Source organism: Paenibacillus sp. ALE2 (assembly GCF_054113385.1).
The window spans coordinates 3,816,054-3,829,671 of the sequence record NZ_CM134213.1 but is presented as its reverse complement, the minus strand read 5'-3'; the positions used below and the strand labels follow the sequence as shown (position 1 = coordinate 3,829,671).

Sequence of the window (13,618 nt, the reverse complement as noted above, 5' to 3'; positions counted from 1 at the left end):
CACCAGCATATGGAATCTACAAAAAAACCCTTTGCCCGTTGCACGTACACTTCTAGTGTTCCATGCGGTAGGCAAGGGGCTTTTTCTCATTTACTTTTGTCCAACAGCAGCCTTTCTCAATTCCTCGACAATCTGACCATCCACACTACGGCTACCCAGATCACCGTGGAAAATCACACCTTGGCGTGCACCGTGAAAATCCGAGCCGCCCGTTGCGATAAGCCCATAGTGCAGCGCCATTGCAGTATATCGGCTCTCAGCCTCAGCATCATGGTCTGAATGGCTCACCTCCAACCCTACAGGCTTCGCTGCCTCTATTATGGAGCGCACCAGTTCATCATTTCCATACAAGCCAGGGTGGGCCACTACAGGCACTCCTCCTGCTTCACGAATCCAGCTTATAGCCTCCGCAGGCTCTACACGGGGTACAGATACGTATCCGGGCGCACCTTCTGCCAAGTAACGGTCAAACGCATCACGCATGTCCTTCGCGTAACCTTTTTGAACCAGGGTATCTGCCATATGCGGACGTCCAATGCTTTCATCTGGCGCTAGTGGTCTGCCCATTGTAACCACCACCTCATCTAGTGTGATTTCCAGGCCCAAGCTACGCAATCGACTCAAAATCAAATCATTACGGGTATCCCGCGCCTGTCTCAGCTTTTCCAACCGTTCCAAAAATATTTTATTACGGTAATCCATAAAATAACCTAATATATGAATATCTTTGCCACCAGCACGTGTACTGATTTCCACACCCGGCACCACGGTCATTCCAATGCGTCTTCCCTCCTCCAAGGCTTCCTCCAAACCGGCCACCGTATCATGATCTGTAATAGCCACACCGGCCAACCCTTTTTCCTTCGCCCAGCGCACATTATCAGCAGGTGATTGCATACCGTCAGATGCTTGGGTGTGTGTATGTAGATCATATCGTTGTGAATTAATCTGTTCCTTCATTACGCAATTGCTCCTCCTCTTTCATCACTACAAGTTTGTCCTGCGAGTCCTCGAATACGTCCAATCCCTGATCATGACGACGCAAGTAAGATAAAAAAGTTACTACCGGGATTGGCAACAAAGCTGATTTCAGATGAATCGCATAAAACTCTCGTTTGAAGGTAATATCTGAAATATTTACAATTTTCAACAACCCGAGCGCAACCTCGTGTTTGACTGAAGAAGGTGACAGCATGGTAATCCCCAGTCCTGCCTCTACCGCTGATTTGACCGCTCCAGTGCTGCCCATCTCCATTACAATATCAAGTCGAGAGGCATCCGCACCACGATTTTTGAGCCCATCTTCTATGACTTGTCGTGTACCAGAACCTTTTTCTCTAGCTACAAAAGGATGCTTGAATACATCTTCTAAAACTACTTTTTTGGCCTTGGCTAACACATGCCCCGAAGGAACAATCAGCTTCAGTTCGTCCTGCATCACAGATTCCACCACAATATCCGGGTGTTGTACCGGGGCCTCAATCAGCCCTAAATTCAACTGATGCTTTAGTATATCATCCATAATTTGAGTCGTATTCATTACATTCATTGCCATGCGTATGTGAGGGTACTCCTGACCAAACGGGCCCAACATTCTTGGCACAATATATTCACCAATCGTTAGGCTGGCGCCAATATGCAATCTTCCCTCCAGCATGTGAGTAAAAGCAGACATTGCCTCGTCAGCTTCCCTGATCAGTTGCATACTTCTTTTTGCAAAAGGAAGTAATGTCGCTCCTGCCTCCGAAAGCTCAATTTTTTTAGTCGATCGGTGCAGTAGCTTCGTGCCAAAATAATCTTCCAAAGATTGAATTTGCATCGTCACCGCAGGTTGCGTCATATGCAGCGCTTGCGCCGCCGCCGAGAAGCTTCCGCGCTCCGCTACGGTATAAAAAATGTGCAGCTGATGAAAGTTCATATTGACAGCCCTCTCCCCTCTGATCTCCTTATTTTAGCATAAGAAAAACGTCTGCGAACAATTTCCGAGTAAACTTACCGAAATGAGGAGTATATGCTTGCAAAATAAAAAAGCATGCAGCTGATAACTGCATACTTCTACTCAAACTCGACGGTGTCAATGAGCGCGGTTTCTAATGGAACCGTTCGCCAAATCACCGTCTATTTTTGCTTACGAGTGCTTTTCATCAGTGTCATGCGCCGCGAATGGCGCAGCCATGAATAGTAAGATTTTAAGTCCCTCAATTCGATAGTCTCTGACATCCGACCCAAAAAGGTAATGATAATCATCTTATGAAGCGGATTTCCCGCAATGTCCATCTCACCTGGCAACTCACCAAATTCGGCGACAACGACCAGATCACCATCAATTAAATATACATCCTCTTCATTATGATAGTAGGACTCCATCCTGTTTTGCTTCAGGCACTCCCAAAGCCAGGCGGCGATATGATTCGTCTCGGACTGTTTCTGCTCTACCCGATCTAAATAACGTGTTTTCGCATGATTTGTAATCACGATATCGGCGACTTTCTTATCGCCCATCTCCACGTAGAACGGTTCGTATGTACTCCATCGCTGCATTGCCTTGTCACGCACGGGATCACTCTCCCCACCAGATAGGTCTTTATATCTACCAATATATTCATATGTTACCTCAACAGACCCGGGACTACAAGTTACAAAATTGAAGTTTATGGGTGTTTTTTAAAGATTTTTTAGGTCTAACAGCATTAAGATTAGTATGCAAAAGTCCTGGCTTCACAAAAAAAAGCCAGCCCGTAGGCTGACCTTTTTTAAGAATTCTGAATGTATAGACAATCAAAGCTTATATTTCATATTCTTTCATCTTTTCCTTATCGTCGTTGTACTCCGTCCTAATCTCATTTCGGAAAGAGCGCTCAACCTTACGTACATAGGAAAGTCTGCGAATATTTTTAACGGTGTCCTCTGCCCGATCCGCATTCATATAAATAACTACATAATGCATACGCTTTGAAATATAGTGGACATTTCCGTATTTCTCCAGATTGCGGGCAGCCTTGATATCGCTTACCCAAATGATGTACCCTGTCCGCTCGGCAAACATTCGCTTCATCTCCCCTCCGTATCATTCCTATGGCCTATCCGCAGGAGCATTTTCCTCCGCTGCCGCATCCGCCCTTTTTCACATTCGGATCGTTGCTCGGCACCTTAATGGTCTCGGACACGGAATATGCAATCGTTTCAGACATGGCATGAAGCATATCATCCAGCGCCTTTTCGGCCCGTTTGAACTCCTTAACAGCCTCAAATTGTTCTAGCTCCAGTTCAACGACCTGCACCGCGTCCTTCGCTTCATGATAGTTGGGATGAAAATGCCCAAAACGCTCCGTTTCAGCGAAAAGCTCCTTTTTGGCATCCAGCTTGCGTACACACGCCTGAATAGACGGATTCAATTCCACACGCTGCTTCCAATATAAATAATCCGATACCTCAAAGGACCGGTTGACCATATCGCCCAATTCATAGGCGTTAATAAGCACTTCTGCCATATTGACCGTGTTCAATTCGGCTACGCTCATGAATGTCATCTCACTTTATATAAAGTTCTACCCAATAAAAGTAGACTCATTTATCATACCACATCCTTCTTTTGAGAAGAAGGAGTTTCATGCACTTCCTGACACGACTATGTAAAAGGAACCAACAGCCTCATCTCGGACCAATCCCTTGGCTGCAAGGTCGCACGAGAAGGTGTTTCCTCATCCATTCCTGAGGCGTACCAGCCTGTGACACTCCAGGGATCGCCAGAAACCACTGATTCCGGTATCCATTTAACCTCTTTCCCGCTGATACGCAATCCCACCGCCGCCTGCCAACGGATCGCTTGCTCCATCAACTGCCTGGAAGTGGACGTATGGTAACTCCTCCATTCTTTTGTCCATGAAGAGGGTACTGTAGATCTTTCTGGAAAATAGTCAGACGGATCAGGCAGGGTGTGCTCTTGTTCATAGAAATGCAACGTACGCCCTGTGTAAACCAGACCAGCTCTTCCCTCTTGTGAAAATAGGGAACGGCCTGCTTCTAGGTTCTCTATCTCCGTCAAAAGTGGATAATGATGAGCTGGCTCATCCGCACCTTTTGGCTCAAGACGCGGACTTAATCCAATTGCAGCGAGCGCTTTTCTTATTTTGTCAGCAGAGCGCACCGGGATAATAAAATCTTTGTCACCGAGTCGCTCCAGTGATCCTTCCAGTGCAGGATGACGCGCAACTATGTCCGCATCATCCTGAGTACCGCATCGCAAAAGTGTTACCGTCGCAAAAGCCGTTCGTCCGACATCGCCTGCCCACTGCTCTACTGCCAGCCGTACATGTTCTGGCACCCCTGTCCGACTGTACTTGTCCAAAAGAGCAGGAATCGCCTTGGACTCCATGCCCAGCTCGATTGCCTCTGTAATACTCTCTCTGGTAATCCGATATACTACCATCCGGTCTCCTGTCACACGTTCACAGCAGCATTCCAATCGCCAGCGCACATCATATGCGACATCTGGCGGCACTAATATTTCAAAATCAGGCTGCACATAAAAGGCACCTTGCTCTTGATGTGTATCCTCACCATGATAGGGACGAAGCAGATCTGTCACAGAGACATTCCAGCGAAAACACAATTCACCTGATGTGGTCTGACCCCAATCCCCCATTCCAAAAGCCGTCAGGGCCTTCAACCAACCCTTTATATCTTCCATAAAAGGTCCATTGAAATTAAAATCAGATACTGTTTCCTCCGCAAGCCCATTGAGAGTTGCGTTTGTAGGAACAATGTCTATAAGGGTACCGTTCGTAGAATCATTTCCCTTTAAACGATTCTGCGGCATTAAGCCTACCTGAAGCATCCATTGCAGCAGACATTGAATAGATACCCATCCATCCGTACCTACATACTGCGAGACGGCACACAGCATATAGCGAAAATGCTGTATGGGCGCTTCAGCCTTGCCGTACCTTTCCATGAGGGTGGCAAAAATATGCTTGCGCATTTGCCCAGCAGACAAACGAATCCATATCGCCAGTTCCGCTTCCTGAATACGGAAAGACACAGTTTCTTTCACTAAAAGCCCCAAACTGAGTAGTAAATCGATCATGACCACCGTTTGTACTGGATACAGCTCGGCATGCGCATAATGTAACCCTAGTCCCTCCAGGTCCTCCGGACGAAAGGGGGTCAGTTCATTTAACTTTTGCAATGACCGCTTATGTATGGTTCCTTTGGCCGTCAAAGGAATTCCCTGCATCGCAATACGTGACAACACATGCAGTAACTCTGACTCCAGTCCAGTCATTGCTTCATGTACCGTTATCGGATGATCCGTATGTATCTCGTTCATTGGAGTTTGCTCTAACAACATATCGTACAGAGCGGGTAGTCGATCAACCGGAATATATAAAATCCGCTCACCCCACGATTTGGTAACTGCCTCCAGCCACCCCCGGGTGCGAAGCCCATGCAGTGCCAGTTTTGTTTCGACTCCGCTTAAGGCACCTTGGGTAAGCTGCACAGGCTCCTCTTCCCTCATAGGCTGTGCAGCATGTCGGATAAAGCATCGTTTAAGCACCAGCAGTTCATCCGCTGAAAGCTCATTCCAGCTGCCTTGCGTATTCGTTACGCCCATCCTTGATTAGGCCTCCTTTTTCTTTCCACCATCTTCTGTCCCATCCTCCTGGCTTCTGCTAGCCATTGTCCTATCAAACCTGCGAACCGCATATTCATAGCCCTGCTCAATCAGAAACAGCTGACGACGTGCTGCAAAGTCCGTCTCCCTACTATTCTCCGTCACTAATGCATAAAAATAAGCTTTATTCTCGCCTGGCTTTGGTCGTAAAATGCGGCCAAGTCGTTGTGCCTCTTCCTGACGGGAGCCAAAGCTACCCGATACCTCTATGGCCACCGCTGCATCTGGCAAATCCACCGCAAAGTTCGCCACCTTGGATACCAATAGGGTCTGAATACTACCCTTGCGAAACGCATCGAACCAACGCACCCGCTCACTCTGAGTCATGGATCCCGTAATCAGTGGAACGTCCAGCTCCTGAGCCAATTTACGTAACTGGTCTAAATATTGACCAATAATAAGCGTGGGTAGACCCTTGTGTTTCTCCATTAGACTGCGTACTGCCTCCAGCTTAGCCGGATTTTCGGCTGCAATTCGGTATTGCTGTCTGCCTTCAGCGCGCATACTTCGCTCCAAAAGGTCAGCGGTCATAGGCAAACGCAGCTCTACACAATCGACCTGAGCAATCCAGCCCTGTCGTTCCAGTTCCTTCCACGGCATATCGTACCGTTTGGGTCCAATTAAAGAGAACACATCCCGCTCACACCCGTCCTCTCGAACTAACGTAGCTGTTAATCCCAAACGACGGGTAGCCTGAATATCAGCCGTCGCTCGAAATACTGGCGCAGGCAGCAAATGTACCTCATCATATATAATGAGTCCCCACTTACGCTCACTCAGTAGCTTCATATGTTCAAACTCTCCGTCTTTGGTGCGACGATGCGTCAAAATCTGGTAGGTTGCCACCGTTATCGGTCGCACCTCCTTTTTCTGACCACTGTATTCCCCGATAGAATCGACAGGAATATTCGTCTTTTGCTTCAATTCTTCGATCCATTGCCGCACGGAGATAGTATTAGAAGTTAAAATAAGCACCTCACACTGAAGGCGATTCATCACTGCCATACCGATCACTGTTTTTCCGGCTCCACATGGGAGCACTAGTACACCACTCCCCCCTAAGCCGTCTGCACCTTCAAATGCATCAGCGGCTTTCACCTGGTAATCACGAAGCTGCAACTCCGTTTGTCCCTTTCCCAAGGTAAAACGAAGCAGATTCCCCTCAAGATAACCTGCCGTATCCACAACAGGATATCCCAAGCGAGTTAATTCCTGCTTGAGCAAGCCACGATTTTCGGGCGGTACGGATGCGCTTGTCTCATTGGTGCGAAGCAAACCAAGCTGTTTTAGCTCTTTCTTGTTCAATAGCTCATCCAGTAAAGCTGGGGTCTCTACTGTCAAGATCAAATCATCCCCTATTGTGTATGTGTTGGTTTTACTCGTCTTTGTATCTCTGTCTGACTCTTGCTCATCACGATTCGCGTCAATCGTATCAGTGCCGTAAATTTGTTCTTCTTTTGCACTTGCCCGTGACAGCCTCAACGTCCCGTAACGAGATACAAGCTGTTCAATATCTCTCAACAAATCACGCGGAATATCCCAACGGGACAAAGCGTGCAAACTATTTTGAATGTCCTCAGCACTCCACCCGAGAGCGGCCGCATTCCAGAGCGACAATGGAGTGATGTGATATGTATGAAAAGCGGACGGACTTTTTACCAGCTCTGCATAAACCTGCAACTGTGAACGGGCCCATGCCGAATCGGGCAAACCCATTTCCAGCAGAACGGTAAAATCACGTTGTACAATACAAGGATGATCTGGGTTCATGACTACCTCCTGACACTCAAAAGTTCTATAATAAATAGCTTATCCGTTTATTCGCATATCAACCGGAATAGCAAGGAGTCCAACCCACACTCGGGTTGAACTCCTGATCAGAAGCTCGGGATAATGACCGTCCCAAACTGATACCTGCTATATTATCCTTCTAGTGAACCTGCTCGGAAATTTGGCTAAGCGCCTCTCCAGCGTTGTCTGCAAAAATATTACGAACCGCTAAATCCCCAATCGAAACAATCCCGATCAGACGGTCTCCTTCCGTCACGGGCAAACGACGGATTTGCTGTTCTGCCATCAGTTCAGCTGCTTGGTCCACTGACATGTCAGCACTGGCTGTACGAATACCTGTTGTCATTACCGTATCCACCGAACCAGAACCAGAATTTTTAGCTGCGTAGCCGCGAATCACAAGGTCACGGTCTGTTACCACACCGATCAACTTATCACTGCCTTCGCTTTCCACAACTGGGATAAAACCAGTATCATTGTCTTTCATTTTGACCGCTATTTCGTAAATATTGTCCTGCGGGGTAACCGTTACACATTTTTTAGTCATAACTTCCTGAACCTTTTTCATGGGTACTCCCTCCTTTTCAAGAGTAGGGTACCCCATTTCATTCAGCTCATACTCCAGATTGGATCCTTCCCAATTTAGCTCGTATTAGCCGTTAATTGCCCCTTCTTTTCGTCCAGCAACATATCCGGTAGACATAGCAATAAACAGACGAACTGCGTTGATCATGGCATCCTCATCAAAATCAAATTTTGGATGGTGATGCGGATAAATTGCTCCTTTGGCCGGATTACCCGCCCCGACGAACATAAAACAACCTGGCACACGTTCCAAATAATACGCAAAATCTTCGGCAGGCATCAACTTTGGCGCTTCCTGTACATTCCCCTCGCCGAACACAGGCTTTGCTTCCTTAAAAAAGCGGGATGCTTCCTGGGCATCGTTAACAACTGGCGGGTATCCCATAATGTAACGAATTTTTGCTGATGTCCCATATGTTGCTGCTGTAAGCTCAGTTACCTCATGCAATCGCTCTTTCATGACCGTCCGGGTCTGCTCATCAAACGTACGAATGGTTCCACTCAAGCGGCAGGTTTCTGCAATTATATTTTGCGCAGAGCCCCCTTGGATGGTTCCCACCGTCAACACAGCAGGCTTTAACGGGTCGACTGAACGGCTTACGATACTCTGCAGTTGCATAACAAGAGCTGAGCCTGCCACCACACTATCATTAGTGGACTGGGGCATACCGCCATGCCCACCCTTACCTGCAATTTCAATATAAAAATCGTCGGCAGCCGCCATCAACGGCCCTGCACAACTCGCAGCGGTCCCGACCGAGAAGGGTGTCCATAAATGGATGCCATAAATCACATCCACACCTTCCAGTACGCCATCTTTGATGACATTAACCGCACCCCCAGGCAGCAATTCCTCCGCAGGCTGGAACAAAAACCGGATTTCTCCCTCCAGCTCATCGCGGTTCAGACTGTAATAGTATGCTGTCCCAAGCAAAACAGACGTATGTCCGTCATGTCCGCAAGCATGCATGGCCCCATCCACACTGGAGCGATATTCACATTCCTTTTCATCCTGAATAGGAAGAGCGTCCATATCGGCGCGTAACATAACCACAGGTCCAGGTTTGGCACCACGAATGGTACCTACAACACCGTGTCCCCCTACCTGTCGGCGAACATCTAATCCCCAGCTCTCTAGCTTATCCGCTACAAAAGCGGCAGTTTTACTTTCCTGAAAAGAAATTTCGGGATTCTTATGTAAATGTCTACGCCACTCCACCATGTTTTGTTGTAATTGATTAAACCAGGTTTGGTCCATCGCCTGTTGTGTCATTATGTTCCACCTCTCCTTTTAAAACATCGGGACAGCTTCCGATAAATCATGCAGCTTTACCCCATACGCGCCGTTTCTCTCAAGTCTTTATTTTTATCCTATTGTAGCAGATATGGAATTGTTGTGATATCTGTTGCTCCAGATGGTTGCAGAAGCCTATCAAACATACTATGATAAAATGGATAAACGATAAAATGATAAACGTCTGCGAGGAATATACCTTGCGGCGAATACCGGGGGAAGCTGATATGAGAAATACGAAGCCGGAGACTCGAAGAAGAGGGACACCGGATTTCCAATTGCTGATCCTCACTTTGTTGCTGGTTGGATTCGGTGTAATCATGGTATTTAGCTCCAGCTCCAGCGTAGCTCTGCTGAATAAAGAATACAATTTTGACTCTTTATATTTTGTAAAGCGCCAGTCCGCATTTGCTATACTTGGACTTTTTATTATGCTGGTAGCTATGAATATTAAGATGGAAAAATATAAAAAACTTTTTGTACCTTTATTTTTCATAACCATATTATTGCTAATCATCGTTCTTTTTACAGGCTCTCTGAATGGCGCAAAAAGCTGGCTCAGATTTGGTAGTATTGGCTTCCAGCCAACGGAACTTGCAAAAATATCCATCATCCTTTACTTATCCGCACTAATTGTCAAAAAAGGAGATCGATTTAGAGATTTACGGACTGGCTACATACCTGTAACGGTCATTGTAGGCTCTGTCGCAGGACTCATCATGCTTCAACCGGATTTAGGCTCCTGCTTTATTTTGGTAGCCACCAGCGGCCTGATTATTTATGCCGGGGGAGCCAGCGTCAAACACATTACAGCATCAATCATCCTGCTCGTGCTAGGCGCTTCCATCGTATTTGGTATTGGATCGTTGTTTGGAGGAGATTCCGACAGCGCAAATGGACAAGCTGCTGCTGCCAAGCAAGATTATAAAATCGGACGTTTTCAAGCCTTTCTTAATCCCGAGAAGTATAGACAAGGCACAGGATACAATCTGGTGCAGTCCCTGCAAGCTATTGGCGAAGGCGGCTTAAACGGATCGGGATTTGGTAAAGGCATTATCAAGCTTCATTATCTGCCCAATTCGTTTAATGATTTTATCTTTTCAGTTATTGGTGAAGAATTCGGATTTATCGGAACAGCCATTTTCCTAATGCTATACTTGTATTTCATTTGGCGAGGCATGATCATTGCTCTGCGTTGCCATGATCCGTTTGGAACGTTGGTGGGCACTGGCATCATGGGTTTGATCGCCATTCAGGCCTTCATTAATATCGGCGGAGTAACTCAAACGATTCCAATCACTGGCGTAACTCTTCCGTTTATTAGCTTTGGTGGTTCCTCCCTGCTTGTCATGATGTTTTCTATGGGCATCATGCTCAGTATTTCTCGTGAGAACACCAAACAAGCAGTGCAAGAACGCACCACAGGGGTGACTGTTCGTAATGAAGTTCCCACTCGCTTTCAAACTCGTAGAACCAACCGTTACCGCTAAAAAAAGAACTTCCATATGACCACTAATCACGGTGGCATTGGAAGTTCTTTTTTTGTATATGTATATAACTACAGGTCCATCTGCAAAATGTTAACCAGCAGATTCACAAAACGAAAACTGGCGTTTTATAACCACCAGTTTTCGTGTTCTTATGCGGATTATCGCACGGAATTCCCGGCATCTATACCATTGGTGAAAAATGTCCATTTAGCATGCAGTGGTTCTATTACACTGCGTCGTCCTTGAACGCGACACCTTCCACTTTTACGTTCACTTCCACGACCCGCAACCCCGTCATGCTTTCGACGGCTTCTCGCACATTTTGCTGAAGAATTCGGGACACCTCATGAATAGGTGTTTCGTAGAGCACGATAATACGTAGATCAATGGCAGCTTCCAGTTGTCCAACCTCCACTGATACGCCCTTTTGCACATTTTTACCGCTCAGCCTTTTGGCCCAGCCTTCCGATAAGCCGCCTGACATTGCAGCAATGCCTGGTGTCTCTAATGCGGCCATCCCGGCAATTTTTCCTACGACATCGTTGGAAATCTTGATGTTTCCTGCTTCCAGTTGTTGAATTTGCTCTGCCATGACCTATGTCCCCCTTCATCCATCCTTTATTTGTATTGTAAAGCCTCAGCCACTCCAAATGCAAACCTTACGTATAAAAACATCGTTCGTTTACAACCTATATCATTTTGGGTATATTAATTTAGAAAAATCCATACAAGTGACAGTATTCACCAAACTTGTACACATCTATTGATATCGAGGTGCTCTTCATTGAAAAAATGGTTATCTCCCGCTTTGCTTATAGCGACATTTGCTCTTAGTGCAGTCGCTCATTACACACATTGGAATGCCATAGCCCAATTTGTGATTTGTGCGATTTCTGTTGTATTCGTAGCCGGTTTTCTCGGTAGGGCGACTGAAAGTGTTGCTCATTATGCTGGTCAACGTTTAGGTGGATTCTTAAATGCCACCTTTGGTAACGCAGCCGAGCTGATCATCGCCATTTTTCTCGTCAAAGAAGGTCTTTACGATATGGTAAAGGCCAGTCTTACGGGTTCGATCATCGGCAATCTGCTGCTGGTGCTCGGAGCGAGTCTGTTCGCTGGCGGATTGAAATATAAAGTGCAAAATTTCAATATATCGCTGGCTGGATTAAGTGGCTCCCTGATGATTGTGGCTGTTATTGCCTTGTTCGTTCCAGCTGTCTTTCTGAACACACATGTGATCACGGATAGCGAGTCAGATACACTCAGTCTCATTGTTGCAGGCACGCTCATTGTCGCGTATATTGCGTGGCTTATTTTTTCTATGATTACGCATAAGGACTATTTAGCTGACGTGACCGAACAAAAAGATGAAGAATTGCCGCATGAGCATGCCCCTGTATGGTCTAGAAATAAATCCATTGCCTATTTGGTACTCGCTACCGTTATGGTCGCTTTTGTCAGCGAATGGCTGGTAGGTACACTGGAAGTATTTACGACTCAATTTGGACTCAGCGAATTGTTTGTGGGTGCATTTCTTGTCGCTATTATTGGTAATGCGGCCGAACATAGCGCTGCCATTTTACTAGCCATGAAGAACAAAATCGGTGCATCTGTTGAAATTGCTGTCGGCAGCAGTTTGCAAATTGCCCTATTCGTTGCCCCTGTGCTGATTTTTGTCAGTTACTTTATGGGGAACACGATGAATATCGTTTTCACCACCATTGAATTGGTAGCCATTGCCGTCGCTGTATTTATCGCCAAATCCATCACTCAGGACGGCTCAACCAACTGGTATGAGGGACTCATGCTGCTGGTAGTGTATGTATTGTTGGGTGTATCCTTCTTCCTGGTGTAGCTTCCAAAGTTTAAAATGTAGATTACATTGTAGTGACTTCTTCGCGTTTCATTTATTCTTCTGATCACTAATGCCCTTGAATTTTTAAGACGATATAACCCCTTAAACTGTAAAAATTCAAGGGCAAAGGTGAATGCTATAAGCAACCTCTCGTCCCCTTTTTAAAAAATGGCATCAAAAAAAGCATGCTCTCAAACTTCGCATGCTCTCATCAATTCAACCGTCTTTCTAATTAGCCTTATTATTCATGGCCTCATATAGAATAGCCAGATTGCGTTCCAGCTCACTGACCAGCTGTTTACCTACCATTTCCGGAAGAAGTCCGGCGCGAACCGCAAAATCCACTTCCTTGGAAAATCCGTACATCTGAGTATCCAGCACTTCCTCATAGAGAGGGCAATAACGGGTTGCCAGATTCTCCATCTGTACTTCAATAAGCTTCTTTATTTTATCTGCATCTTCCTGAAGCAGATTAATGGCCTTGATATTCAATTGTTCCTGCAAATCAGATGAAGTCATGGATTCTTCCCCCCTATGTCTCAATGTCGCACAAGACGTCCTAACCTTAATATTAGACCAAATTGCAGGCTAATACAAGAACCTGACAAAAAAAGCATCCCTACAGTTACAGGTAGGGATGCTTTTGCTTCCTCAATAAGTTAGGTGGCTACTGAAATGTGCAGCCCGTGCTTCTGGAACACCTCAATAATCGCTTTTTTGGCTTCCTCGGCGTCAGGCCCGTGAACATGCAGCTCATAACTGTGACTGCTGACCAACGTCGTAAACAAGCCCAGTATACTTTTCACATCAATATACTTATTTTCGGAATGAAGGACGATGGAAGAAGTGAATTTGCTCGCCGTTTGTGCAATTTCAACAACCGCCGCATTATTGTTGGACATAGTAAGATCCCTCGCTTTACTGGATTG

General features: G+C 46.2%; 14 protein-coding genes. 2 read left to right on the top strand and 12 right to left on the bottom strand.

Going from position 1 to position 13,618, the window contains the following annotated elements; all coding sequences use genetic code 11:
• Positions 1-90: 90 nt before the first annotated feature.
• The 9 genes from ACXHJ1_RS16625 to ACXHJ1_RS16585 form a co-directional block, all read right to left on the bottom strand.
• A complete protein-coding gene (locus ACXHJ1_RS16625; protein ID WP_107733360.1) occupies positions 91-960 on the bottom strand; it encodes a PHP domain-containing protein in 870 nt (289 codons plus the stop codon).
• Positions 944-1,918 carry a selenium metabolism-associated LysR family transcriptional regulator gene (locus ACXHJ1_RS16620; RefSeq protein WP_016822363.1) on the bottom strand — a complete coding sequence of 325 codons (975 nt, stop codon included), beginning with the start codon at positions 1,916-1,918 and terminating at the stop codon, positions 944-946. The genes ACXHJ1_RS16625 and ACXHJ1_RS16620 overlap by 17 nt, the downstream gene beginning before the upstream one ends.
• A gap of 200 nt (positions 1,919-2,118) precedes the next feature.
• Positions 2,119-2,556, bottom strand: a complete 438-nt coding sequence (locus ACXHJ1_RS16615; RefSeq protein ID WP_013371860.1) for a hypothetical protein — start codon at positions 2,554-2,556, stop codon at positions 2,119-2,121.
• Positions 2,557-2,785: 229 nt separating this feature from the next.
• Positions 2,786-3,046, bottom strand: coding sequence for a YlbG family protein (locus tag ACXHJ1_RS16610; RefSeq protein ID WP_017427798.1), 261 nt, complete (start codon positions 3,044-3,046; stop codon positions 2,786-2,788).
• Positions 3,047-3,080: 34 nt separating this feature from the next.
• Positions 3,081-3,521, bottom strand: coding sequence for a YlbF family regulator (locus tag ACXHJ1_RS16605; protein ID WP_016822365.1), 441 nt, complete (start codon positions 3,519-3,521; stop codon positions 3,081-3,083).
• Positions 3,522-3,628: 107 nt separating this feature from the next.
• Positions 3,629-5,614: a helicase-associated domain-containing protein gene (locus tag ACXHJ1_RS16600; RefSeq protein WP_107733359.1), complete on the bottom strand. Its 1,986-nt coding sequence runs from the start codon at positions 5,612-5,614 to the stop codon at positions 3,629-3,631.
• A 6-nt stretch (positions 5,615-5,620) separates the two neighbouring features.
• Complete coding sequence (locus ACXHJ1_RS16595) at positions 5,621-7,444, bottom strand: DNA repair helicase XPB (RefSeq protein ID WP_457904933.1); 1,824 nt, start codon at positions 7,442-7,444, stop codon at positions 5,621-5,623.
• A gap of 160 nt (positions 7,445-7,604) precedes the next feature.
• On the bottom strand, positions 7,605-8,033 hold the full coding sequence (locus tag ACXHJ1_RS16590; RefSeq protein ID WP_013371865.1) for a CBS domain-containing protein: 429 nt from the start codon (positions 8,031-8,033) through the stop codon (positions 7,605-7,607).
• Between the two features lie 84 nt (positions 8,034-8,117).
• Positions 8,118-9,323 carry a M20 family metallopeptidase gene (locus tag ACXHJ1_RS16585; protein ID WP_016822368.1) on the bottom strand — a complete coding sequence of 402 codons (1,206 nt, stop codon included), beginning with the start codon at positions 9,321-9,323 and terminating at the stop codon, positions 8,118-8,120.
• Between the two features lie 248 nt (positions 9,324-9,571).
• On the opposite strand from ACXHJ1_RS16585, the gene ftsW reads away from it, so the two are divergent.
• Positions 9,572-10,834, top strand: coding sequence for a putative lipid II flippase FtsW (gene ftsW / locus ACXHJ1_RS16580; RefSeq protein WP_457904932.1), 1,263 nt, complete (start codon positions 9,572-9,574; stop codon positions 10,832-10,834).
• A 226-nt stretch (positions 10,835-11,060) separates the two neighbouring features.
• Here ftsW and ACXHJ1_RS16575 read toward each other — a convergent pair whose 3' ends face one another.
• Complete coding sequence (locus tag ACXHJ1_RS16575) at positions 11,061-11,426, bottom strand: Asp23/Gls24 family envelope stress response protein (RefSeq protein WP_013310912.1); 366 nt, start codon at positions 11,424-11,426, stop codon at positions 11,061-11,063.
• A gap of 192 nt (positions 11,427-11,618) precedes the next feature.
• Here ACXHJ1_RS16575 and cax point away from each other — a divergent pair, with 192 nt between their 5' ends.
• Positions 11,619-12,689: a calcium/proton exchanger gene (gene cax, locus ACXHJ1_RS16570; protein ID WP_013371868.1), complete on the top strand. Its 1,071-nt coding sequence runs from the start codon at positions 11,619-11,621 to the stop codon at positions 12,687-12,689.
• A gap of 228 nt (positions 12,690-12,917) precedes the next feature.
• Here cax and ACXHJ1_RS16565 read toward each other — a convergent pair whose 3' ends face one another.
• Positions 12,918-13,208: a YlaN family protein gene (locus tag ACXHJ1_RS16565; RefSeq protein ID WP_007431028.1), complete on the bottom strand. Its 291-nt coding sequence runs from the start codon at positions 13,206-13,208 to the stop codon at positions 12,918-12,920.
• Between the two features lie 140 nt (positions 13,209-13,348).
• Entirely contained in the window at positions 13,349-13,591 is a 243-nt protein-coding gene (locus ACXHJ1_RS16560) for an HPr family phosphocarrier protein (RefSeq protein WP_013371869.1), read from the bottom strand.
• Positions 13,592-13,618: the final 27 nt, after the last annotated feature.